Here is a 23693-nt window from a genome sequence, read left to right as displayed (position 1 = left end):
ATCGACAGGGCGGCTGCAGAAACTCATGTCTTGCGTTATTCGCCTGTATGAATCCAGACGCTTTTTACTTCTGTATAGTTATCCAGAGCGTATGAGCCCATTTCACGTCCGAGTCCCGACTGTTTGTAGCCGCCGAATGGGGATGCAGCGTCAAAGGCATTATAGCAGTTGACCCAAACGGTACCGGCTTGCAGACGGTCGGCGATATAGTGGGCGTTTTTCAAATTTTCCGTCCATACGCCAGCAGCAAGGCCGTATTCGCTGCGATTGGCCCGTTCGATCACTTCATCTACCGTTTCATAAGGGATCGCCGCCAAAACAGGACCGAAGATTTCTTCTTTTGCTATTGTCATCTCGTCTTCGACATTGGTGAATACAGTCGGAGAAACAAAGTATCCCTGTTCATAAGGGCATGTTCCGCCGGCTGCGATTTTCGCACCCTCCTGACGTCCTTTTTCAATATACGAGAGGACGCGTTCGTGCTGCTCTTTGCTGACAAGCGGTCCCATTTGCGTGTCTTCATGAAGGCCCGCACCCTGGCGGAGCGATTTGGAATAAGCGGCCATTTCATCGACGACTTTGTCATATTGGTCTTTATGGATGAACACGCGTGATCCCGCACAGCACACTTGGCCTTGATTGAACATGACGCCGGTCAGTGCGCCTGGAATCGCTTTCTTCAGGTCGGCGTCAGGGAGGATGATATTCGGCGACTTTCCGCCGAGTTCAAGGGTAACCCGTTTAACCGATTTGGCCGCTTTCTCCATAATTTTTTTGCCGATTTCCGTTGACCCTGTGAATGCCAGTTTGTCGACAAGGGCATGATCGGTCAGAGCTTCTCCGGCCGTCTCACCGAAGCCAGGAATGATGTTGATGACGCCTTTCGGGAAGCCTGCTTCATCGATCAGTTCTGCCAAATACAGAGCGGAAAGCGGCGTTTGTTCCGCCGGTTTTAAGACAACCGTACATCCCGCTGCAAGGGCGGCTCCCATTTTCCACATGGCCATCAGAAGCGGGAAGTTCCAAGGGATAATTTGCCCGACAACTCCGACAGGCTCATGTCGTGTATAGTTGAAATAAGGTCCGTTAACAGGAATCGTCTGTCCGGTTATTTTCGTCGCCCAGCCGGCATAATAGCGCATATGTTCAATTGACAGCGGAATATCGCCTGCGGTCGTTTCGCTGATCGGCTTCCCGTTATCCAGCGTTTCAAGCTGAGCCAGTTCCGTTTTGTGTTCCTCCATCAGATCGGCGAGTTTGTACATCAGCCGGCTTCTTTCGGCCGGGTTCATCGTCCGCCACTCACCGCGGTCAAAGGCTTCCCGCGCGGCTTTCACCGCTTTGTCCACATCCTCGGGACCTGCCTCATATAAGGTGGCGAGCGTTTCACCAGTCGCCGGGTTTGGGGTCTCAAACGTTTTGTTTGAGGCGCTGGTTACAAATTCCCCGTTAATATAGAGCTTCTTTGTTCCCTGCAAAAATGACTCCAGCTTTTTACTGACCTGCATTGTTAATGAACTCATGTTTGTCAAACAAACCTCCTTTGAAATTTTGGTCTGTCTTCGGGTGAGTTGTCTTGATGCTGGTTTGTCTTTTGATTCGGTCATTGCGCGGATGGAAGAGGGATATATTTCTGATTTTGGAACTATACACCACCATTCTATAACAGGGAATGAAACCAAATCAATATCCATGCTCTTTAAAATCACATTCGCCTCCAGATCGCATTGCATTTCGGCGAAAAAACGCTACAATGGAAACTATACACGTATGAAAAAGGAGACATCCACATGATTCACGAAAAATGGCAGAACAATAAAACCATTAAAAAAGTAAAGTGCATACATACCGATGCCAAAAAGTACATCGTCAACAGAGCGCTGACCGTCGGTAACGTATACGAGGTCAAAAACGAAACGGAAGAGTTTCTGTTTATCATCGATAATACAAACAAAGTCGGAGGCTATTACAAAGAGTACTTTGAAGAAGTAAAAGCCTGAATCAATTCGCGCGGGTCATCAACAGCAATGAATGGGAGTTGAACATACACCCGCACGCATTCATAAAAAATCGGCTGACTGAATCAGTTGCTTGACCGAAGCAGAAGCAAGTGCCTGATATGTGCATTTCAGGCATAATAGTCAGAAGAGAACCGCAGAGGAAGAACATCCTGCTGCGGTTTTTTGTTTTATCCGTTATCCACCTTTTGATTGGTAGCAAACGAAAAATAAGCTGAAAAAACTGATAAAAAGTTGAAACCTCCCGCGTCCGCCGGGCGTATTAATTGATAGTAAAAACAAACATATAGCGTTAAAGAAATGTAATCTGCTCGTAATTGTTTATAAATCAGGGTTATCGTATCCTTATTAGTAACTGACAAGTATACTTTGCCTTGTGCATAAACATAAATTGGATATACAGAAAGAGGGGTTTTGATTGGGCGTTTTTTCAGCAAGCAAGACAGCAGACGGCAAAAAATTTGAACCGCTGCTTATAGAAGGAGAAAAAATTGAATCGGTTTGCAGACTGAGGATAGATCAAATTTGTTTTACGAACAAGCGGATTATTTTTTTTGATAATAAACTGTTTTCCAAAAAGAAAGTCCGCGTCTTTCTGCCATACAGATCGATTGAAGGCTTTGCGATTAGAGAAGTCAGCATGTTCAATCCAGACAGTTCTCTTTCTCTGATGACCAGCAGCAAAATCTTTGACCTGGAATTTACGAAGGATACCGACATGCTTGAAATTCAAGCGCTGTTATCAAAATACTTATGTGCATAAACCGTAAAGGCTGTTCACCGCTTGCCCGCGTCTGAACGGCCTTTTTATTTTGGAAAGGCGGGTTTTTCTCCCACGAAATCGGGAAAGGAAGAAGAAAGGAGGAGGATCAGCCATGCCATTAACACAAAAACAAAAAGACCATCTCTACCATAAATTAATTGACTTAAAACAAAGCCTTTCCCCTGCAGAAGGAACAGATCAGTCGATGGCGGAAGAAACGGGCGAGCTTTCAAACGGAGTTGATAATCATCAGGCTGACCATGCCAGCGTTTATTTTGAACGAATGAGAGAGCAGACCTTCCGGCAGACGGACAGAAATTTATTAAAAGAAGTGGAAGACGCCCTCAAGCGATTGGAAGACGGCACATACGGAATATGTGAAGCAACAGGTCAAGAAATACCATATGAGCGCCTCGAAGCCGTTCCATATGCAAGAAAAACCGCGGAGACTCAAGCTGAAACAGAAAAAAGAAATCAAGAGGGGGAAGGATATGACGAGCAATTTACACGGCAAATGAAGGATTTGACAAACAGAGAAACGATGGATCAAAAGCGTTCATATGCTTACGAACGTCTTGATGAGGAGCAGGATTCAAAATAAGCACCCGCAAAAACAGGGTGCTTTTTTCTATGGCTCTGTTTGTTAAAAGAGATGTCCTACAACTGTCGACGGGGAGTCAAGTACTCGACACAATAAAACATTTATCAGTTATCGGAGGTTTAATTGCAGCTATTGATATTCTAGAGAAAAATCCGGACATCCAGGAAAAGTTACACGAAAACGAAAAGTACTTAAGAGACGGCATTCAACAAATAGGTCTTAATGTATTACATAGTGAATCACCTATTATTCCAATTATTCTTCCAGATCGCGACACAACTTTACGTTTTGCAGACTCACTTCATCAAGAAGGTGTCTACGTTAACCCAATTCTCCTCTTCGCATACCTGTTTCTAAAGCTACTAAGACGAGCACATGAAATTCTTCCTCTGTGTGTGCTAGTAGATATGTTCTTAGCTTTTGGAAGTCCGTAATGGATAACGCTTTGTTTCGTTTCGATAACTCTTTCCCACGAGGTTTGACAAGTTCTGCGAAATCATTCGTGAGATAACCACGAGCGTAAGCGTCACGAAGTGCCATTTTGACTTTTATTAACAAGCTGCGAGTGGTACTGTGAGAACGCTTCTTTGCGTATTCATCAATTTTTCTTTGCACAGCAATGTCATTCATATCTTTTAACTGAATATTTCCGAATAACTTTCTAATAATCCCTGACGCTTCTAGGTATCTTTGAAACGTAGCTTTTTGTATATCATTTTTCTTCACAAGATATATCCAGTGTTAGTTGTTTAAAAGAATCTACATGCCTAAGTCAAATCTCTTTGTTTCTTCCATCAATCTGATATAAAAGTCTTTTTTTATCACCTTTTTTATCCAATTCCTTGATATGTCCGCCACAAAATTCCAGCACAGGACATCATTTCCCTTACCGTATCAACGGATTCCATACTATTATTCTCTATTTCCTACCTCCCTGTTAGATATGGAGAGGTAGAATGGTGTCGTTGCTACGCAACGACACGCACACCGCTTCCACTTGCTCGCTTTTGCTGCCGCTTGCGGATGCGGTGTCACTTCGGCAGTTTTTCATAATTTCTCCATGCACTCACTTCCATTGTGAAAAATGAAGCACTATTTCTATTTATCTCGCTAACCGTTCGTATTCGGTATCTCGGCGCTTATCAATCGCTCTGGAATAGGCTTCCATCATGGCGATATATAGTAGATTGTTTTTACAATCATTAGTCTACATAACAGCTTTTACGGTCAATACTGCTCGCTGTTTTATCAACTACAATGTTTAGAGACTGCTTGTATGTCTCGCTTGAAACAAGTCATCTTAGGTTTCCATTCATGAATGTAGTAGTTTCAAACTTCTGTATTTAGTTGTATGGGAGTATTTTTAAATAATTCCTTTCAAAGACAGCTTATGAAGTGATTTTTCGCATGTAGAAAGGTTTTAGTATGGCTATTCTCACAAAATAAATATCACGATATGCAATGTTGTTTTTTAAAAAAATAGCTCTTCATACATCGCTCTTTCTCATTTTTATTTTCTCGCTTGCTAAGTTTCTGTCTATATCTTTGTTACGGTTAATATCATATTACGATTTGTATTGGAGTTGTAGGGGGGGTGCAAAATAAATCTTTATTTGTTCAATGTTATTATCGCATGATGTGTTGTGATATTGTGTAATATCCTTATCATATCAACTATTAGAGAGGGAGAAAAAAGTATCAAATTCTGCAATGAAATTCTTGCTGCAATAAAATTCTTGCGGACATATTGTCATAGGGGCATAATCGATGTTGAGTGAGAGACAGAACGCCGATAAAGTATAATATCTGGATATAAAACGAAGAAACAATTGCTTGATGGATTGTAGACATGAAAGCATTGAATATACACCTATCAAAATCTTTTACATTAGCAGAAAAATAAGGAGATTTACATATAATCATGTTTAATATGTAAATTTCTCTATTATGTTTATCAAAGATAAGGTAATAGTTTTTACGTACTGCGCCATAACTTAATCTATCTTTTTCCATTTTATTAATCTCATTACATATTCAGAAATAACCTTTTCCCTTGTATAATCGGTATAATGTGTCTGCTTTGAAATGAAAAAATATAGTGGCATCATGATCACAGATAGCGAGTCAATATTTTATTACTGGGGGTGTCTCATGGGAAGTAAGATGATAATTATAACAATAATCACAGTATTTATGTTGTTTGTTGGATTTAACACCTCAGCCTATGCATTGACAGAGGAAGAGTCTGTTGCAATCCAATCATTATTAGAAGATGCTAGGCGTATATCTGGCACACCGGGCATGTCAGTTTCAATACAATCAAGGGATGATACCTATTTCTTTTCATCCGGCTATGCAAACTCTGAGGAAGGGATTTTGACCAATGAAAACACCATATGGGAGTTAGCCTCCGTCAGCAAAGCTTTTACTGCTTTAGGAATTTTACTTTTGGAAGAGCAGGGATTTTTGTCTATGGACGATTCGGTTGTAGAGTATTTACCTTGGTTCTCATTGCGATATCAGGGACAGCCCGTTGACATGCAGAGTGTTACTTTGAATCATTTCCTTCATCATACTACAGGGTTAATCAATAGGTATCATACTCAGCATATCCCAGAGGGAAATACACCAGATATGTTGCAAAAGACCGTTGAAATGTTAATAGATGCCGAAGTGGTATTTCCACCTGGCGAAAGATATGAATATGGGACGGTAAATTATGATGTGCTGGGCTTGGTGATAGAAACCGTATCGGGGCAAAGCTTTGAGGATTTTATGGAAGAACAAGTATTTCGACCACTGGGGTTGTATGAAACTTATGCGAATAGAGGTAAGGTACAAGCGACAGGTCAGTTGGCACAGGGCTATCGTTCCGCTTTTTTCATGACGCTGCCATATGATGCACCGGAATTTAGAGGAAACACACCTGCTGGGTATCTGTTTTCGTCCTCTCAAGACATAGCCCGTTGGATGGGAATTCAATTGGGAATTGTTGAAGATATTCCGGAAATCTTTCAAGGGCTGATTGCAAAATCACATGAGGGCAATAGGTCTGTTGCGGCTGTGGATGAACTGTACTATGGGGCGGGGTGGGTCGTGAATGCAGATCAGACATTCATCCAACACGCAGGTGGTAATCCAACGTTTGCAACAAATATATTCTTATTCCCAGAAGAACAGCTAGGTATCTCTCTATTATCCAATAGTGCCAGTACAAATATTGATATGTTATATAATATTAAGGATATTTTAGACGGAAACATCTCCCAAAGCTATCAAATGAGTTTGATGCAGATTTCCGATATCGCCCTATCTTCCGCTACAATTGCTCTAACATTACTAGCAATTCTATTTTTCTTTTTAGGGGTGCGTAGAAAGAAACAGAATAGGAAATTACCGTTAACGAAAAAGAGATTGATACTCATAGCTTTTTGGCTTGTGACTACAATTTTTATAGGTATCCTATGCCTAATCCTCCCCACAATATTTGGGGCTAGTTGGAGGTCATTTCTAGTTTGGCAAACGTATAGTTATCTAACCGCACTGATTGCGTTGTCTTTACTAAGTGCAAGTATCACTTGGTTTGTATATTGTTATCGATATAAATGTTCCTAATGAGATGTGCCATTGTAACCTAAACGAAAACTTTTTTATTTGCTTCGCAGCATATTCCTACCACGCATAAATATGCTACATAATATAATATTTTATGCTTGAACTTAAATAATGTTGTATTATCCGAACGAAAGTTCTTGCTGATATGAGCAATCGTTTGTTTTTTATCAAATATGAACAGGGCTTTTTTGATAGAAACATCTTTTGGCATCAAAATAAATGAGTTGACTTTCTATTTAAAAGAAAGTAACATACTATTTGTAAGTAAATATTGAAACGTTAGCACGGGAGGAAAATAGAATGTCTAAAGTATTGTTTGTTAAAGCTAATGACCGTACTGCTGAAGAAGCTGTATCTGTAAAACTTTATGATGCGTTTCTTAACAGCTATAAAGAAAATCATCCAAACGATGAAATTGTAGAGCTTGATCTTTACAAAGAAAACCCGCCGTACCTGGGCAGAAATGCTATTAACGGGACATTTAAAGCAGGAAAAGGCATGGAATTGAACGAGGAAGAAAAAGCAGCTGCAGCTGTAGCGGACCGTTACTTGGACGAATTCGTCAAAGCCGATAAAGTTGTTTTTGCTTTCCCATTGTGGAACTTTGCTGTTCCAGCTGTACTTCACACTTATGTGGACTACTTGTCCCGCGCAGGAGTGACGTTTACATACACTCCTGAAGGACCTAAAGGCCTGATGGGAGACAAGAAGGTTGCTCTGTTAAATGCCAGAGGAGGCTTCTATTCTGAAGGACCGATGGCTGCAATGGAAATGTCATTGAACTACATGAAAACCGTCATGGGCTTCTTCGGTGTTAAAGACCTGCATACCGTTGTCATCGAAGGACACAACGCTGTTCCTGACGACGCTCAAAAAATCATTGAAAACGGCTTAGCAGAAGCTAAAAAACTTGCAGCATCATTTTAATTGTGAAACCCTTGTTCCAAAAGCGGAACAAGGGTTTTTTATTTATGTCGGCTGCTTCATGCTTAATAAATAATAAACATAGTCAGTCGGCACACCCGCTTCACCCATTTGCCTCAGCATCGCTGAAATGTTGCCTCTGTGGTACGTGCCGTGATTGACCACGTGATGAAGGAGTTCGCTAACAGGCGTTTTGATTTCGCCGAATGCCGGATGTGCAATCGTGATTTCACCATCGGGGTCTTCAAGATTTTCAAAAAACGCTTCATATTGAAGCGCCGTGTCTTGAAAAATGGAGACGAAGTCATCAATCTTTTTTCCCTTTAACATTTCTTTCAGCCGCATGCCGGTTTCCTTTGCTTCCTCGTAAGCGGCTCCGGATATTACTTTCAGCCACAAGGCGTCGGCCACGCACATATGGGTAACGACCTCAGATACAGATTGAAAAACGCTTTGGATTTCCCGGGTGAACAGCTCTTCAGGCAGGCTTTTCAGGTGGCTGAGCACCCTTTGATTCGCCCAGTTGTGATAATCTAAATGCTTTAGTGCGCGATGTGTCATATTTTTAGCCCTCCTCACTTTTTTATTATCAATTCGTGAAAAAGACCGATATTCCTTTAAATGAGGAAAAAATACCTCGGGGCATAAAAAGTAAAAAACCTGCCGATCGGCAGGTTTTTGTGCTTAGTCTTCGTCCTGTTTTTTAGATGGGGTAACCGGGTAAAGTTCTTCCGATGCTTCACTTTGATACTGCAATGAGCCTGGCTTTTCCCGTTTTTCGTTTTCCGTTTCGCCCAAAACGTTGGCTTCCATATAGCGGTGGAAGAAATATTCGAACACTGTGACGCCGATTGCTGACACGATTGAAGCGGCAGCAAGCGAACCATACGGCGGATTATTTTGCATGGCGAGAATCGCCCAGATCAATACGAGGGAAAGGCCAAAGTCTCCCATTGTTGCAGTTGTATTGTTTGTTCTCGGCAGAAGAAGAAGATCTCCGATCAGATAGGAGATCACACCTAAAAACAATGTCAAAACAAACATTTCGCCAAATGGAACGCCAAAAAATAGAGTTAGCACCACATATAAGAGGACAAGGCTCACAATAAATTTTAAACACAATGCTCTTACATGCTTCATTTCGTTTCCACACCTTTCAGCTTATTTTAAAGCATTCCTGTTTTGTTGCTGTTTATTGCTTTTGTTATCCTGCTGGAATGCGCTTTCTGTTTCGTGGTCGTTTTTCAGCTGCTCGAGGCTGCTGTTTTGAATGCCTTTCTTCTGCATGGTCTCACCACCTTTTTCACTATATTTTGGATTGTTTTTGATTTCTTATACATACCACGAAAAAAGCAAAAAAGAGGGTTATCCCTCTTCCTGAAAGCCTGTCATTTTTTTCTCAGTCCTGCCGCGTATGCAGGGCCCATCCCGGTTATTTTTGATAAAATGAGCGCCATATCATGCGGCGTCTCTTTCATGCCGTTTTCCAGCCATTGCTGCATGACGCTGATATGAGCGCCGGTTATATAGGAAATCAAGTAGTCCTCCGGTACGATCGGATCCGCCTTGATCGCTTTTTTCAGCCGTTTTAAATTGATGCTCAAAACCGATTTGAATTTCAAACGGAAGGAACCCGGGCCTTTCAGGCCTAAAATTGCCTTCATAAAAACCTCGTTTTCTCTTATATATTGAAAAATATCGACGACAAACGTTAGCGGATGATCAATCACATCCTGATTTAATATGTCCATTGAGTGAATCGAGCGTTTAGCAATGTTACTGATCTCTTGGATAATTTCCTCCTCGCTTTGTTCCAGCAAATCGTATTTATCTTCGTAATGCAAGTAAAACGTGCCGCGGTTAATATCGGCTTTCGTTGTAATGTCCGTGACGGTTATCTCTTCAAACGTTTTATTTTTCATCAGTTCAGAAAGTGCGTCTCTAATCATTTTTTTCGTGCGCTTTACCCTGCGGTCTTTTTTTTGTCCAGTCATACAAATCCTCCTGAGGTCCATGAAAATCAACAATGTCCATGTTTGTGTTGAGAACTTAACATTTGCTGATTGATTGTTCATTGCATTCGCCTTTTGTGCAATTATAATAAACATGATGAATATTAATCAACACAGTGTTCAATATTTGTGTATGAAAAAGCATGTCTCATAAGACAAAGTGTGTTGAAAGTCCGGCCAGGGCAAAATCAATCGTCCAAAATGAGGCGTGGAATTTCAAAAAGCGGCTCTAAGGAGAGGATAGAATGGAGAAATATGTGCTGTATTTCAATGAAATCGATCAATTTGCTTTGCCCTATGTCGGCGGAAAGGGGGCGAACCTCGGGGAAATGACAAAAGCGGGTTTTCCCGTTCCCGAGGGGTTTTGCATATCAACTGCCGCCTATCGCGCGTTCATACAAACAAGCGGCATCATCGACAGCCTGATCGACCAGCTTGGACAGCTCAAGCATGATGATCTGGAACAGATTCGGATTGCGGGGAAGCAGATTCGCGAGCATCTTGCCCAGATTCCCATACCTGACGAGATCAAATCGGCGATACTGGAAGGCGTTGATACGACCGGCAAAGATAAAGCCTATGCTGTCCGCTCCAGTGCTACGGCAGAAGACCTGCCGACAGCTTCATTTGCGGGGCAGCAGGATACCTTTTTGAATGTCTGCGGAAAAGATCAGCTTCTTGATGCGGTAAAACAATGCTGGTCCTCTCTGTTTACGGACAGGGCGATTTCCTACCGCGCGAAAAACGGTTTCGATCACCGCTCTGTTTTTCTTGCAGTTGTCGTGCAAGAGATGGTTTTTCCCGAGGTGTCCGGTATTATGTTCACTGCGGACCCGATCACGGGGCACCGCAAAACGGTTTCCATCGATGCCAGCTTCGGCTTGGGTGAAGCGTTGGTGTCCGGAATTGTGAGCGCTGATCTGTATCAGGTTCAGTCAGGTGAAATCGTCAAAAAACAACTTTCGAAGAAGGAATCGGCCATTTACTCCGTTCCAGAAGGAGGAACCATTCAGAAAACCCTCTCTCCGGAAGAACAACAAACACAGGCTTTGCCGGATCAAAAAATCGTCGAATTGGCAGAACTGGGGCGCAGAATCGAGGCTCACTACGGTAAGGAACAGGATATAGAATGGGCTTTTGCCGGCGGCAGCTTTTACATTCTTCAAAGCCGGCCGATCACATCCCTATACCCGGCCGTACACGTTTTTGATGATAAGCCGCATGTATTGATTAATTTTGGCTATATCCAAATGATGACCGATCCAATGAAACCATTGGGTGTATCGGTGATCAGCCAAGTTCTCCGATTTTTTAAAAAAGACCCTTCGGCACAGCCGATTCTTCGCGAAGCGGGAGGAAGAGTGTTCGCCGATATTACGGGTGTTCTTTCCCTCAGATTCGCCCGAAGCCGGCTGCTTAAAGTATTAAATGGTATGGATCAGCTGATGGCATCTGCTGTATCGGAGGCAGTCAAGCGCAAAGAACAACAGCTTAATTCCATTTCGATAAAAGGCATGTTTCATATTGCCGGGAGATTGATGCCGATTTTGATTCCGGCAGCATTAAAGGTTGTCGGAATCCTGCTGATGAAAAACCCCGATAAAGCCGAGAAAAAAGCGGAATTGATCATTGAAGCGATCGTGACGGACACCGAGGAGAAGCTTAGCCGGACTTCCGGTGCTGAGACGATCCGCGTCATCCAAAAAGGAATGGAAAGGATGTTCCAAGACGTGCTTTCAAAAGTCGCTGTATATGTCTTCAGCGGAATGATTGCAGCCGGAGCGCTCGAAAAAAAGCTGAAAAAAAAGCTGGGGGACGAAAAAAGCGCTATTTTACTGGGAAAATTGTATAAATCCCTGCCTCATAATGTCACAACGGAAATGGGTCTTGAGTTGGGGGATCTTTCCGATCAAGCGAGGAAGTATCCTGAAGTCATTGACTATTTCAAGCGTGCAGACAGCGAAAACTTTATGGAAGAATTGCTCAAAATCCCCGGCGGCGCCGAATTGAAGGCGAGTTTAGATGGTTATCTCAAAAAGTACGGGATGCGGTGCGTGGGAGAAATCGATATGACAAGGCCAAGATGGGCAGAGGCTCCGGTTCAGCTCGTTCCGTCCATACTCAGCCATATTCGGACGACTGCCCAAGGGGAACACAGGAGGAAATTTAAACAAGGCGAAATGGAAGCGGAAGAAGCAAAAAAGGAAATCATCTCTCAATTTCGTTTCACGGAAAAAAAGAGAATCTCCCGGCTCGTTCATATGTATCGAAGCCTGATGGGAATGCGGGAGCATCATAAATTTACACTTGTAAAATTGATGTTTTTATACAAAAAAGCCATTCTTAAAGAAGCCCGCCACCTCGTTGAAAAAGGAATCCTCAATTGTGAAGACGATGTTTTTTACTTGACGCTTGAAGAGCTTATCGCGCTATTGGAGAATCGCAGCATCGGGAATATTCCGGAATGGTTAACAGACAGAAAACGGCAGCATATGTCCAATCAAAAGCTCACATCCCCCCGCGTGATGACAAGTGAAGGGGAAATCATTACAGGGAGGCTGCGAAATGCAAAAAGTCCCGAAGGAGCTCTCACAGGGACACCGGTTTCTGCGGGCATCATTGAAGGGACCGCCAGAGTTGTGAAGAGCCCTGAAGACGCGAAGCTGAATCAAGGGGACATCTTAGTGGCGCCGTATACTGATCCGGGCTGGACTCCGCTTTTTACTTCAGCGGTTGGACTGATTACGGAGGTGGGCGGCATGATGACTCATGGTTCAGTAGTGGCAAGGGAATACGGCATTCCTGCGGTCGTCGGAATTGACAAAGCGACAGACATCATAGAAGACGGCGCCTACATCCGAATCGACGGAACAAACGGGTTTGTTCAAATATTGAACAGTGACGGCTCATGAGCGCTTATATTGATGTTTGATGCTTATACCAGATATAATAAAAACAGAACAAGAGTTCGGTTTGATTCTCAAGGTGAGCAAAGCGTTGAGAGCTTTCAATGAACAAAGCAGATTCATGAAAGAAGAAGCCAGTCAAACCAATGAAAATGAAGGAGAAATGGATGTCGCAAAATGGAATTGTTTTAGTAGCCAGTGTATCAATCTTACGGGATGATAAAGTCTTGATGATAAAAGAGAATAAGCCTACCGCCGTTCATAAGTGGAACTTTCCGGGTGGACGTATCGAATATGGAGAGGACATTCTCCATTCAGCTCGAAGAGAAGTTAAAGAGGAAACTGGATTGGACATAAAACTGATTGCGGCTGCTGGTGTATATAATTTTATCAGCAGGACGAAGAATCAAGTTATTTTATTTCATTTTATTGGTGAAGTTACCGGAGGTTCTATCAAGCTCGAAGAAGATGAAATTTCAGACTGCAAGTGGATAAAAGTAAGTGACCTTGTAACATTTGAGAACGAAGACTTACGAGAACCAAATGTAATAAAGCAAATCATTGATAACCTATTAAAAGAGAATGTACACTCAATGAGTGTGTATAATGAGCAACTGATTCAATAGTTCTTATCCAGCTAACAGAGACGTTAGTTGAACAAGTATAGAGGAAACCCTAATCATAGGATTTCCTCTATTTTCATGCAATATCAACATTAAAATTCAACAGAGCCTAAATCAAAAAAGCCAGCCTCTTAAAAAGGCTGACGAAGTCGTTCTTACCAGCTTGCTTTTTTAACGCCGGGGATATGCCCTTTGTAAGCAAGCTCACGGAAGCAGATGCGGCACAATTTAAACTTCCGAATCACGGAATGCGGTCTGCCGCAGCGTTCACAGCGGGTGTACTCTCTGACTTTGAACTTTTGTTCCCGTTTTTGTTTGACAATCATTGAAGTCTTGGCCATCTTTTTACCTCCTTCATTTTAAATTCATCGATTTATATAGATAAAAATAGAATTTATTTCTGTAAACAATTTATTATAACATTTAAAATATCATTTGTAAATAAATTCAAAAGACTCGCTTTGCAGATAAAAAGCGAAAATGAATCTCATTGATTAAAGCAATTAAACGATCCCGTTTCTCCTTAAAAAGCGGCATATTCTATCAAAAAAGACCCACGCCCATCGATTGACTGATCTGCCATCCCTAAGATCGATGTGTCCGCTTTGCTCGATCTGATGATTTGGATTGAGCGGAAAATAACCGATTTGCATCATTACGAAGCAGCGGGAAATTTGTATACTGGCTTCAAAGAAAGGGGGGAAGGATAGAGAACAACGGTATTTAGATTTTTGTCTCATTGTCTGACACTCCACTATACAATGAAACGAAGGAAGAATCTAACACAGCAAGAAAGCGCTGCAGAATTTGACAGTCTTGTGATTCGACTCCAGCCAAAGAAACAAATCACTTCGATTCCGCAACACCAGCTCCCGCTCTAGATCAAGCTTGAAAACGAATCACGGAATGCAGGGCTGTTCATTTTCACATGAACCTCGATGTTCTAGGGATGACATTGCCGCTGTGTCCTTGAAAACGGCGCCGACGGTGGAAATGGTAAACGCGTCAAATGTTATAAGCGGTAAAATGGGGAAAAGGTGTGCTGGCTGTACACCTTTTTTTCAGCGGCTACCTTTGGCTGATCGCTATTTTAAGCCCGATCAAAGCGAATAAAGACCCTTCCAGCAAATGAACTTTTTTGGCGGCTTGCGGACTTCTGCGCAGCCGGTCTCCGACTTTTTCCGCAAACAGGCTGATCATCACAAAGATCACAAACGCTTGAATTAAAAATAACATGCCGTAAACGAGCATTTGCGTTGTCACGCTGAAGGTGCCGGGATGAATAAATTGCGGAAGAAAGGCAAGGAAGAACAATGAGACCTTCGGGTTTAATAGATTCATCACAACGCCTTTTTGGTATAAAGCCCTGCGGTTCAATGAATCTTTAGCTTCAAGATTGAAACCAGCACTTTTTCGCCGGAAAGACTGGTAAGCTAAAAACAACAGATAGGCTGCACCTGCATATTTCACGATCGAGAAGGCGACAGCTGATTGATAGATCGCAGCAGAAATACCTGCTGCAGCAGCTGTGATGTGGACGACTAACCCTGTGCATAGCCCGCATGCGGTTGCTGTACCTGCCGATTTTCCCTTTGAGATGCTCTGTGCCAAAACGAACAAGTTGTCAGGGCCCGGCATAAGTGTAAGCAGTACAGCCGCACCTAAAAAAGAAACGATCGATATCACATCCATCTGTCCAACTCCATTTTCATTAGTATTTTTTTATTATACTATCAGAGAAACTTTTTTTTGAGTGAAAAGGCGGGGAAAATGGACGGTTTTTTAGTTTCTTGTATTAGTACAAGTTTGTGCTAATCAACATATTTTGATAATGAAGAATGAAACTCAAGGAAGGGAGAAGTGCTTATGTCTTACTGCAAACCGCGCGTTCTGCCGCCAGTTGTGCATCCTACTAGGTACTGTGAGGATCACAGATACTCTAAAACGATCGTTCCTCACATCCATCCGCAGCATATTAAAAAAGTGGATCATCAGAAATACGAGCATGTTCACTATTATCCGCATTCTTATTCAAGCTATAAGCCGGTTTATCATGATCACTCTTACTGCGGTAAACCTTGTAATCGCTACGAAAAATACTAACCTTTCCGGAAGAAAAAGTTCTTCTCATGAAAAAAAGGCCGTAAGAAGCGTCCTAATGGTGCTTCTGCGGCCTTTTTTTAATTTAGTTCCTGCAACCTTGCAAAGTCCCCTGCAAAACAGCTCGGCCGGCCTTTTTCGTCTTCGAATTGTAAGGACGCACTTCGACTCGGGTATTCACAGTCAGCTCTGATGATATTTCATCAAATTTGCCCGCCCAAAGACTTCCGCCAAACCAGCTTGGCGCGTCTTCCCGTACGAGATGCATGGTGAAGCGCCAGCTGATCTGGTCCGGTATCCGGGCCATTCCTTCATATTGATCATAATCTCCAAATGAAGCAGGGGCCGGAAGCCAATCGGCGTAGATGCCGACGCTTCGCCGTTCCCTGACTGGACTGTCAGGTGCTTCGGTATACGGTTTTTTCACTTTTGCAATTAAAGCCGTTCCACGGGCATTGGGAATATCCTGGGCTGGATGAAGAACGACGCTGCATGGATAAGGTATTGGTGCGGCAGGCTGCGCTTGGATCGCCGCCGCAGGCAGCATGAGGACAAGCGACAGAGCAAGACTTCCCAAGCGTTTCATCATTGAACCACCTCCGTATCTTGAAATAGTCTAACCAGTCACACCTTTTCAAATTCTTCACCTTCAGCCGCCAGGACATTCACCTATTGACATTTTGGGAGTACCTTATGGTAAAAGACACCATGATTGGGGGCGACGGCATGGGATACTTTGTTCAGGCAGAATCAGGCGTTAACCTGTACGTAGAAGACATCAATCCTCAAAGCCGCAAAACAATTGTATTTTTGCACGGCTGGCCATTAAGCCATCTGCAGTTTGAATATCAATTTGACGATCTTTCACAAAAGGGATACCGCTGTATCGGCATTGACTGGCGGGGATTCGGGCGTTCGGATAAGCCGGCGACGGGCTACAATTACAACCGTTTGGCTGACGATATCCACGCTGTCGTTGAGACGCTTCAACTAAACCGCTTCACGCTTGCCGGTCATTCAACCGGCGGCGCCATAGCACTTCGCTATATGTCGCGATACAGGGGTTCCGGGGTCTCAAAGCTGGTTTTGATCGATGCAGCGGCACCTGTGGGATTTACAGAAGAGACGGCAGCCAAATTGCTTCAGCAAGCGTCTCACGATCGTCCTAAGATGATGCGTGAAGTGACCGACACATTTTTCTTTCAATATATTACACAACCGTTCTCGGACTGGTTTTTTCAATTGGGATTGCAGGCGGCAGGCTGGTCAACAAAAGCGGTCATCGACATGCTGAGAGATGAGAAACTGTTTGATGATCTTGGAAAAGTCGCTGCTCCGACCTTGATCATTCACGGTGTTCAAGACAAGGTGATTCCGTTTGCACAAGCAAAGGAACTCAACCGCAAAATAAGAAATTCATATCTTGTTCCGTTTCAATACAGCGGACACGGTCCGTTCTGGGAGGAACGCGAAATGTTCAACCGTATTTTAACGCAGTTTATCGGTTGATTCTATACCGAGGAGCTGCCGCCACATAATGTTCAAAAAGCAGAAAGGAATATTTTGGATAACGTGTTATGATGATAATCACCGAGACTGCTTCTACAGTTTGTAGCGTAAAAATACCCGAATAATTTTGCATTCCAGGGAAGAGAAGAATCGCAATTTTTACTAGGGTGAATCTCCGTTTTGCGCAGAAGCAGAAGGAAGCATGACGTTTCTTGAGGGGGAATGGAATTTAATGAAGTCAATTCAAGCAATCACCGTTCATTCAAAGCAATATATTGTAGGTGAGCCATGCCATCCGCCAGGATTTAAAGACGAAGCGACCGTTATGAAAATTACAGAAAAAAATAAGTTCTATGGATTAATCAGAGGCTTTGTTGTTCATTTCGATACAAAAACAGAGCTGCATATTCATACAGAGCCCGTCAAGGTATATTGGAGATGAAGGACTTTAAGCGAACATTTAAAGTATTCGTTTAGTGTGTTTTTTAACTCCGGAAGCAAGGGGTATTCAACCGGCGGATGCTTCAGGGTAATCAAGCAGATTTTCCAAACACGATCTTCAGAAAATGAACGGGCAAAAAAAGGGACAAAGTATAGGTACTTATGCAGTCAGGCTTTAGCTTTTCAGCATAATGTACTAGTGAATCTATAAAATGAAAGGAGCGTGTACACATGTACTGCAAAAAACATCATGAGCCGCATGTTTACCCTACGAAATATTGTGAGGATCATAAGTATTCAAAGTCTGTCGTTCCTCATATTCATCCGCAGCATACTAAAAAAATTGACCACCACAAATATGAACATGTTCATTACTATCCGCACACTTATTCACATCATAAAGACGTTTCGCATGAACACTATCATTGCGGAAAACCTTGCAAAGGCTATGAAAAAAAGTCGGACTATGGCCATTGCTATTAATAAAAGCTTGATTATACCATATTTTGATCGCAGTTAAATATACGTTCACTCATTTCACAGACCATAGCTTTTTTATGGTCTGTTTCCATTTGGGAGGTAGTAACCGTATATCGTGATTGCGAGCAGTATGAAAGCAGAATTTACGATAAATACACAACGCATCATTGCAATTTAAACAACCGCTGTTTCCTGCAATTCACCTTTCTTTTTTTTCTAACGTGATCGTGTACTGCATCTCTTCCATCTAGCTCAGAAGGCGGATTTTCAAGTCGCACAATACATATTAATATCATTTATACCTTTTTTATTTTAAAATGGTACATATAGGATGCTGTTTTTTCTAGTTGGCTGGGAAGAAAGGAGAACCGTTATGAAAAAAACACTTTTTCAAAATGCAACGATTGTAACTCTTGATCCGCAGCTTCATACGATCGAAAAAGGGGACATGCTGATTGAAGGCTCCTTCATTCTAGACGTTGCCGAGTCGATTGCACCGGGAGACGCTGAGATTGTTGATGCCTCCAACATGCTGATCATGCCTGGATTTGTCGATACACACCGCCACGTATGGGAATCTGTGATCCGCGGAATCGGAGCCGACTGGTCCCTGCAAACCTATTTAAACCGGATTTATTATGGCAATTATGGATCAATGAGAAGGCCTGAGGATGATTGGGTCGCGAACTATTTAGGAGCGCTTGAGGCGCTTGAGGCAGGGGTCACAACTTTGCTGGACTGGACGATGATTGAATCGCCTGATCATACGGACCAGCTGATTGCGGGACTGAAAGACGCCGGCATTCGCGCAGTATTCGCTTTCGGAACATCCGGTGATGCCGAATATTGGGACAGAGACAGTGATCTTTCGAATATGGACGAAGCGAAACGGGTAAAAAAAGCATATTTTCAATCGAAGGATCAGCTTTTGACGATGGGGCTTGCCATTCGCGGTCCGGAGTTTTCTTCATGGAAGACATCTGTGTTTGAAATCGAAACGGCCCGGGAACTTGATGCCTTATGCAGCATGCATATTGCGTTTGGCAACTGGGGAGCGAAAGATCGTTCGATTGAGAAGCTAAATCAAGCCGGGCTGCTCGGTCCCGATTTAAATATGGTGCATGCCAATGCGATGAGTGAAGAAGAAATGAAAATGCTTGCGGCTCACGGAAGCTCGATTTCTGTGACACCAGAAATTGAGATGATGATGGGGCACGGCTATCCTGTTACAGGGCTCGCCTTAAAAAACAGGGTTCTTACTGCACTTGGGGTTGATGTTGTGACATCGACGGGAGGTGACCTTTTCGCACAGATGAAATTTGCCCTTCAAGCAGAGCGTGCAAAGCGCAATGAAGAGCTGTTGAAAGAAGGGATCATGCCTGGTCCCGAATTGAGCATATCGGCCGAACAAATCTTGAAAGCAGCGACCATTGACGGGGCGAGGGCATTAAGGCTCGATCATAAAATCGGCTCGCTTTCCCCCGGCAAAGAAGCTGACTTTATCATGGTGAAAACGGACAGCGTCAATTTGCTCCCTTTCACTGATGCGGTGGGGGCCATCGTCCAAAGCGCGCACACCGGAAATGTAGATTCCGTATATGTCGCAGGAAAAGCAGTGAAACGAAACGGTCGATTGGTTGATGCAGATCTTGAAAAGGTGAGACAAAAAGCGCTGGAAGCTAGAGACCATATCTTATCCCGATCCCCTGAAGGCGCCTATTGATCTTTCCTTTGAAATTCAGTGATAAACTTACCTTGCTTGACTTCAGAAGGCCGCTCTTTGGGAATTGTTTCTGTTTGAAGACCAGCTTTTTGGTTTAGTTTTCAGAGAAGAGTATGTATGGAAAAGGTTAAGATGATGTTATAACCTTTTCCTGTCGCTTATAAGTTTTGATTAAAAGGGGATATAATTCACGCCATTAAGCATTTCTCTCCACAGATGATCATTAGACTGCCAGATTTCACGATCTGGAAGTGTAACCGCGCATATTCTTTTTAATGGCCAATTCTGCTCGACAATTCCTTTAACTTTTGAGTGATTGATAAGGAGTACCCTGAAGTCGTTTTGTACTAAATCCGATAATACGGACTCCAGTTCTTGAGCCTCCTTGTAGGTTCCGTTAGTTCTGACAAAAAGGATCCGATTAGCGGTTGACATCTTTTCATAAAATCTGTTGATTCTTCTATTGAATTTTTCCATCACTACATTGTATGTGGCAAGATGTTCGAGTGTATTTTTATCTGCTTTAAAATCATGAGCTGAATCGACATGATAATAATCATCTGTTAAAGAGATATAACGGTCAGTAGTATAAACACCTGTTGAGTAGCCTGTTACCCTTAGATTTTGGGGTGCCATAAAATTTGAAAAGCGATTCTTTAAAAGACGGTTCAGTTCGGTCAGGGAAGAGGTACCGACCCAGTCTAAAGGACCTGCATACGGCCTTAAATTGTTTTTCCTAAGCTGAAGAGCAGTTAAACAGAGGTGGCCTAATCCGAAAATGGCATTATAGTCTCCTTTTATATCATTCAAATTCATAATCTTAACTCCTTTTGTGGATTAATTTCCAACAATCTATTTAGTATTCTATGTTTTATAAAAGGGTTGAGTAACAACAGTTGCCTACATTGAGGTCTCGGAACAGGAGAGTTTAAAGAATGGGGCGGAAACATAAATAAAAAACAACGTAAAAGTTGTTTTTTAAAGGGAATCTTTTATCTGTAATAAAAGGATGTCTATAACAGAGTCATTCAAATTCTTTAGAATAGCTGAAATGTCTAAAACCAGCCTTCTTGTTTGTTCGTTATCAAGGATTAAATCTTTATGATGTGAAATTATAGATTCCAAAACAACGGCAAGTTCGACACCATTCTCAATATTTGCTATCAATGAGCTTTCTTTTATTTTTGTCAGAAGCCAATTTAAATCATCCAAACCTTCAATAGGGTAGTAATGAATCTGATACAGATCGGCTGCCGAATTTTCAGTCAGAATCTGTTCCGCTTTTTCTTTTGTGATGGCATCTTCCGAATAGACATAGGGAATATCTGCATTCCCAGAATGTATGCCTCCCGTATGTCCGCAGCGGTCATCATCAATGGAGTCATCTGTATAAAGTTTAGAGAGAAATTCTCCAAATGAGCCGGCTAATCTAAAATTCTCTTCAAATTCTGAGTCAAAATAGTGAACGGGCGGATTTTCTTTCGTCTCCCTGTAGTCAAGCGCTATCCACGTATGGCCGTCTCCATGAATAAGGACCAGGTTGTCAGGCAGTCCCCATTCTTTAATAAAGGCTTTACTCTCGAGAATTCCATCCTTTTTCCCTATGCCTAATAAGTAGTCAAACTGGACATGATCTTTAGCCCAGGAGGTGGGCCGTTCAGAAGGGAAGGCGTTAAAATTGATATAGCCACCATTTTGTTCAAGAATAAGCGCTTTATATTCCTCCGGAAGTCTCACACCTAACTTTTTTTCAGCTTTCAGAATGCCTCTCTCTGATATGCTTTTTAAAGTGTACGGATCTTCGTCTTCGTATATCCAAAAGTTTTTCAAATGATTCCCCCACATTCGTTTATATCAGTATCTATCATGCAAAATGCTGCTCGGGCCTTTATGCTTGTATTGCCTTCCTGCAGTCTGTTATAACGGCTATCTTTGGTTGAAGACCGAGAAATTATCATACGTTTGCGGAATAGCTCCGTATGTTCCTTTAATACGAATATCTTTACATTCACCTTCGGTATTCTCAAAATAAAGCCTGTAAGTCCTAGGCATCAATGTGATGACATCCTGAGCAGTTCGATCAGGCCAGTTCCCTTCAAAATCTTTAATGCTTAAACTCATAAACCTGCCGGAAAGATGCATCATCTGAATTTTAATCGTTGTTTTGCAGTTTTCTGCATTAAAAATCGTAAACTTGTAGCCAATATGCCAGTGAGAAACGTTAGAGTCGCTATAGGGAATGTCCTCCACATGAGTTCCCGTAAACGTAAGATTCAGCTTGTGCGGGAACGAATAAGCTTCAGCACTGCTCCCAAAACTGAAAAATCCACAAAATAACACCATGACCAGCAAAAAGCGTTTCATTCAAAACCCCCTCCTTTTTCCATTTTATTGTAGCATAGATGAGTTGAAAAAGATGGAAGTTTTTTGAGGAGAAGCACAAAACCAAAAATCGCGTATGGCTTTGATAGGGTGTAAAAGCCTCTCCAACTTTTTTTAACCGGATGGTCGAGCAGCCATGAAATTGAAGATCTTGGTTTGACTTTTGCTGTAGGGGTTGATGAAGGCCGAGAGACTGCCCTTGAAAAAATTTATTTAAATGGGCGTCAATGATCCAAAGAAAGATCGAATCACCTTGACATACCAATATGTTAATCCGTACACAGCAGGAGCCCAGATTGCCGGGCTGATGAATGCTGGAACGAACTATTTGCTTCAAACGTTATCGGTGTCAATAGGGAAATCAAATATGCAGGAGCTGCAGCCATTAACGGAAAAACAAATAGGCTCCTTGGTTTACTAGATGAAAAAGATGTAGACGGGATCATGTGGATCAAAGGGAAAGGCGGTACTGTCAAAAACTATGAAAAACAAAAAACAGATGGGCATGGCAGTCAGTGAAAGGGATAGAAGGAATGGGTGGAAGGTTGATCATAAACAAAGTGACTATTCAGAAAATTGAATCGTGGGACTAGGGGGCTGCCGATTTCACCTTTGGCTCCCCCTAGGTTGTTGATTGCAAGAAATAGCTTCTTGTCCTACCGACGAAGGAAAAGAAATATGGAACATGAAAAATCAAAGAATTTTAAAAAATGTCGATGGCCGTTTATATTATTCTCCTTCAATAGGGAAAAAACGGTTTTACCGTAATTTCAAAATGACCCGCAGGTCTAGATTTTCCGTTTAAGATTAGCCTTCCCGTGTTTGGAGAGGCTTATGTTGGCTATGTCCAAATAGTTTATTTAATCTGCCATTCTTTAATGACAAGTGTTGAAGAGCCGCTGTCAACAATCGGATCAGAATTTCCGATCTCTGTTGCTTCCTTGAGAGACTCTGCGCTGATAAGATAAGCGCCCCCGGAAGCATCGCTGAAAGGGCCAAACATTTCCAAGCGGTTCTCGGCTTTAAGCCTGTCCAAAAATTGATAATGGGCTGGCACATATTGATCTTCAAAATTCTCGGTTCTGGTTGTTATGAGTAAATATTTTTTCATCGTAGCACGCCTTTCTGTCAAAAGATGACTTTATCTTAGCACAAATATATAGAAGATTCATATAAAAGTTCGATCGGCGGAAGGCGTAGCTGCTTTCCTTTCGATTGCGCCACATTGGCAATGATTGAAAGTGATTTTGAAGTAAAGGAGCGGAAGACCAAGGAGACGGGATTTGAATTTCATGAAAAGAGTGGCACGGATAATAATAGGGAAACAGGGAATAAAAAAATAGATATTTACAAAAATATTAGTCTTAAATGGAGAGTCCTCGGACACAAAACCAGCGCAATCATGAGTTTGCTTTGTGTCTTTTTTATTTTAAGGAGGGATCAATCATCTTTTTATAATTGTCAAGATCATTGAGGGAATTCTAGAGATGAGGCAGTAAAAAGACTAAGCTTGTCATTCGGCCATCACTTTTGATTTACTGAATGATTAATTTGGGACTTGAGAACATCGATACTTTGTTAATCTAAGCGGAACTA

26 protein-coding genes are annotated in these 23693 nt (G+C 42.3%); 13 read left to right on the top strand and 13 right to left on the bottom strand.

The window, feature by feature from the left end:
• Positions 1–35 precede the first annotated feature (35 nt).
• The gene (locus tag MHH76_RS11300; RefSeq protein WP_059230638.1) at positions 36–1523 is read right to left on the bottom strand and encodes an aldehyde dehydrogenase family protein; all 1488 of its coding nucleotides are present in this window, start codon (positions 1521–1523) and stop codon (positions 36–38) included.
• A 267-nt stretch (positions 1524–1790) separates the two neighbouring features.
• Here MHH76_RS11300 and MHH76_RS11295 point away from each other — a divergent pair, with 267 nt between their 5' ends.
• The 4 genes from MHH76_RS11295 (at position 1791) to MHH76_RS11280 (ending at position 3816) form a co-directional block, all read left to right on the top strand.
• Positions 1791–2000, top strand: a complete 210-nt coding sequence (locus MHH76_RS11295) for a DUF6501 family protein (protein ID WP_043928038.1) — start codon at positions 1791–1793, stop codon at positions 1998–2000.
• Positions 2001–2436: 436 nt separating this feature from the next.
• A complete protein-coding gene (locus tag MHH76_RS11290) occupies positions 2437–2781 on the top strand; it encodes a PH domain-containing protein (RefSeq protein WP_020451808.1) in 345 nt (114 codons plus the stop codon).
• A 112-nt stretch (positions 2782–2893) separates the two neighbouring features.
• Positions 2894–3382, top strand: coding sequence for a TraR/DksA C4-type zinc finger protein (locus tag MHH76_RS11285; RefSeq protein WP_020451807.1), 489 nt, complete (start codon positions 2894–2896; stop codon positions 3380–3382).
• Positions 3383–3411: 29 nt separating this feature from the next.
• A complete protein-coding gene (locus MHH76_RS11280) occupies positions 3412–3816 on the top strand; it encodes an aminotransferase class I/II-fold pyridoxal phosphate-dependent enzyme (RefSeq protein ID WP_043054340.1) in 405 nt (134 codons plus the stop codon).
• On the opposite strand, the gene MHH76_RS11275 is transcribed toward MHH76_RS11280, so the two are convergent.
• Positions 3704–4108 (bottom strand): integrase, encoded by a 405-nt coding sequence (locus MHH76_RS11275; protein WP_020451805.1) that lies wholly within the window; start codon positions 4106–4108, stop codon positions 3704–3706. The two genes, MHH76_RS11280 and MHH76_RS11275, sit on opposite strands and share 113 nt — an antisense overlap.
• Before the next feature lie 1425 nt (positions 4109–5533).
• Between MHH76_RS11275 and MHH76_RS11270 the strand changes: the two genes are divergently transcribed.
• The gene (locus MHH76_RS11270; protein ID WP_025811298.1) at positions 5534–6997 is read left to right on the top strand and encodes a serine hydrolase; all 1464 of its coding nucleotides are present in this window, start codon (positions 5534–5536) and stop codon (positions 6995–6997) included.
• 300 nt (positions 6998–7297) lie between these two features.
• Positions 7298–7924 carry an FMN-dependent NADH-azoreductase gene (locus tag MHH76_RS11265; RefSeq protein WP_025811299.1) on the top strand — a complete coding sequence of 209 codons (627 nt, stop codon included), beginning with the start codon at positions 7298–7300 and terminating at the stop codon, positions 7922–7924.
• 42 nt (positions 7925–7966) lie between these two features.
• Here MHH76_RS11265 and MHH76_RS11260 read toward each other — a convergent pair whose 3' ends face one another.
• From MHH76_RS11260 to MHH76_RS11245, 4 genes are all read right to left on the bottom strand, one after another.
• Positions 7967–8482, bottom strand: coding sequence for a DinB family protein (locus tag MHH76_RS11260; RefSeq protein WP_025811300.1), 516 nt, complete (start codon positions 8480–8482; stop codon positions 7967–7969).
• Positions 8483–8605: 123 nt separating this feature from the next.
• Complete coding sequence (locus MHH76_RS11255; protein ID WP_020451801.1) at positions 8606–9061, bottom strand: YndM family protein; 456 nt, start codon at positions 9059–9061, stop codon at positions 8606–8608.
• A 21-nt stretch (positions 9062–9082) separates the two neighbouring features.
• Positions 9083–9208, bottom strand: a complete 126-nt coding sequence (locus MHH76_RS11250; protein WP_020451800.1) for a hypothetical protein — start codon at positions 9206–9208, stop codon at positions 9083–9085.
• Positions 9209–9309: 101 nt separating this feature from the next.
• Positions 9310–9915: a TetR/AcrR family transcriptional regulator gene (locus MHH76_RS11245; RefSeq protein ID WP_025811301.1), complete on the bottom strand. Its 606-nt coding sequence runs from the start codon at positions 9913–9915 to the stop codon at positions 9310–9312.
• A gap of 263 nt (positions 9916–10178) precedes the next feature.
• Here MHH76_RS11245 and MHH76_RS11240 point away from each other — a divergent pair, with 263 nt between their 5' ends.
• Together MHH76_RS11240 and MHH76_RS11235 are read left to right on the top strand one after the other, a co-directional pair.
• Positions 10179–12845, top strand: coding sequence for a phosphoenolpyruvate synthase (locus MHH76_RS11240; protein ID WP_025811302.1), 2667 nt, complete (start codon positions 10179–10181; stop codon positions 12843–12845).
• Between the two features lie 161 nt (positions 12846–13006).
• Positions 13007–13465 carry an NUDIX domain-containing protein gene (locus tag MHH76_RS11235; RefSeq protein WP_020451797.1) on the top strand — a complete coding sequence of 153 codons (459 nt, stop codon included), beginning with the start codon at positions 13007–13009 and terminating at the stop codon, positions 13463–13465.
• 152 nt (positions 13466–13617) lie between these two features.
• Here MHH76_RS11235 and MHH76_RS11230 read toward each other — a convergent pair whose 3' ends face one another.
• Complete coding sequence (locus tag MHH76_RS11230; protein ID WP_003182651.1) at positions 13618–13803, bottom strand: type Z 30S ribosomal protein S14; 186 nt, start codon at positions 13801–13803, stop codon at positions 13618–13620.
• Between the two features lie 727 nt (positions 13804–14530).
• Complete coding sequence (locus tag MHH76_RS11225) at positions 14531–15154, bottom strand: LysE family translocator (protein WP_023857338.1); 624 nt, start codon at positions 15152–15154, stop codon at positions 14531–14533.
• A 174-nt stretch (positions 15155–15328) separates the two neighbouring features.
• Here MHH76_RS11225 and MHH76_RS11220 point away from each other — a divergent pair, with 174 nt between their 5' ends.
• Positions 15329–15565, top strand: coding sequence for a CotD family spore coat protein (locus MHH76_RS11220; protein ID WP_065643871.1), 237 nt, complete (start codon positions 15329–15331; stop codon positions 15563–15565).
• Positions 15566–15647: 82 nt separating this feature from the next.
• On the opposite strand, the gene MHH76_RS11215 is transcribed toward MHH76_RS11220, so the two are convergent.
• Entirely contained in the window at positions 15648–16151 is a 504-nt protein-coding gene (locus MHH76_RS11215; RefSeq protein WP_025811304.1) for a hypothetical protein, read from the bottom strand.
• Between the two features lie 137 nt (positions 16152–16288).
• Between MHH76_RS11215 and MHH76_RS11210 the strand changes: the two genes are divergently transcribed.
• The 4 genes from MHH76_RS11210 (at position 16289) to MHH76_RS11195 (ending at position 19715) form a co-directional block, all read left to right on the top strand.
• Complete coding sequence (locus MHH76_RS11210) at positions 16289–17071, top strand: alpha/beta hydrolase (protein ID WP_025811305.1); 783 nt, start codon at positions 16289–16291, stop codon at positions 17069–17071.
• Between the two features lie 232 nt (positions 17072–17303).
• On the top strand, positions 17304–17513 hold the full coding sequence (locus tag MHH76_RS11205; protein ID WP_020451793.1) for a hypothetical protein: 210 nt from the start codon (positions 17304–17306) through the stop codon (positions 17511–17513).
• Between the two features lie 230 nt (positions 17514–17743).
• The gene (locus MHH76_RS11200) at positions 17744–17995 is read left to right on the top strand and encodes a CotD family spore coat protein (RefSeq protein ID WP_020451792.1); all 252 of its coding nucleotides are present in this window, start codon (positions 17744–17746) and stop codon (positions 17993–17995) included.
• A gap of 370 nt (positions 17996–18365) precedes the next feature.
• Positions 18366–19715 (top strand): amidohydrolase family protein, encoded by a 1350-nt coding sequence (locus MHH76_RS11195; protein ID WP_023857333.1) that lies wholly within the window; start codon positions 18366–18368, stop codon positions 19713–19715.
• 171 nt (positions 19716–19886) lie between these two features.
• Here the strand turns inward: MHH76_RS11195 and MHH76_RS11190 are convergent, their stop codons facing one another.
• From MHH76_RS11190 to MHH76_RS11175, 4 genes are all read right to left on the bottom strand, one after another.
• A complete protein-coding gene (locus MHH76_RS11190) occupies positions 19887–20531 on the bottom strand; it encodes a DUF1796 family putative cysteine peptidase (RefSeq protein WP_025811306.1) in 645 nt (214 codons plus the stop codon).
• A gap of 162 nt (positions 20532–20693) precedes the next feature.
• The gene (locus MHH76_RS11185; RefSeq protein WP_025811307.1) at positions 20694–21545 is read right to left on the bottom strand and encodes an SMI1/KNR4 family protein; all 852 of its coding nucleotides are present in this window, start codon (positions 21543–21545) and stop codon (positions 20694–20696) included.
• Between the two features lie 96 nt (positions 21546–21641).
• Positions 21642–22079: a hypothetical protein gene (locus tag MHH76_RS11180; protein ID WP_023857331.1), complete on the bottom strand. Its 438-nt coding sequence runs from the start codon at positions 22077–22079 to the stop codon at positions 21642–21644.
• Positions 22080–22953: 874 nt separating this feature from the next.
• Positions 22954–23208 carry a YciI family protein gene (locus MHH76_RS11175; RefSeq protein WP_020451787.1) on the bottom strand — a complete coding sequence of 85 codons (255 nt, stop codon included), beginning with the start codon at positions 23206–23208 and terminating at the stop codon, positions 22954–22956.
• Positions 23209–23693 lie beyond the last annotated feature (485 nt).

Origin of the sequence: Bacillus sp. FSL L8-0193 (assembly GCF_037976065.1) — a bacterium.
GTDB classification, from domain to species: Bacteria; Bacillota; Bacilli; order Bacillales; family Bacillaceae; genus Bacillus; species Bacillus paralicheniformis.
The sequence above is the reverse complement of the archived record's forward strand: the minus strand, read 5'-3'. Positions and strand labels throughout refer to the sequence as shown.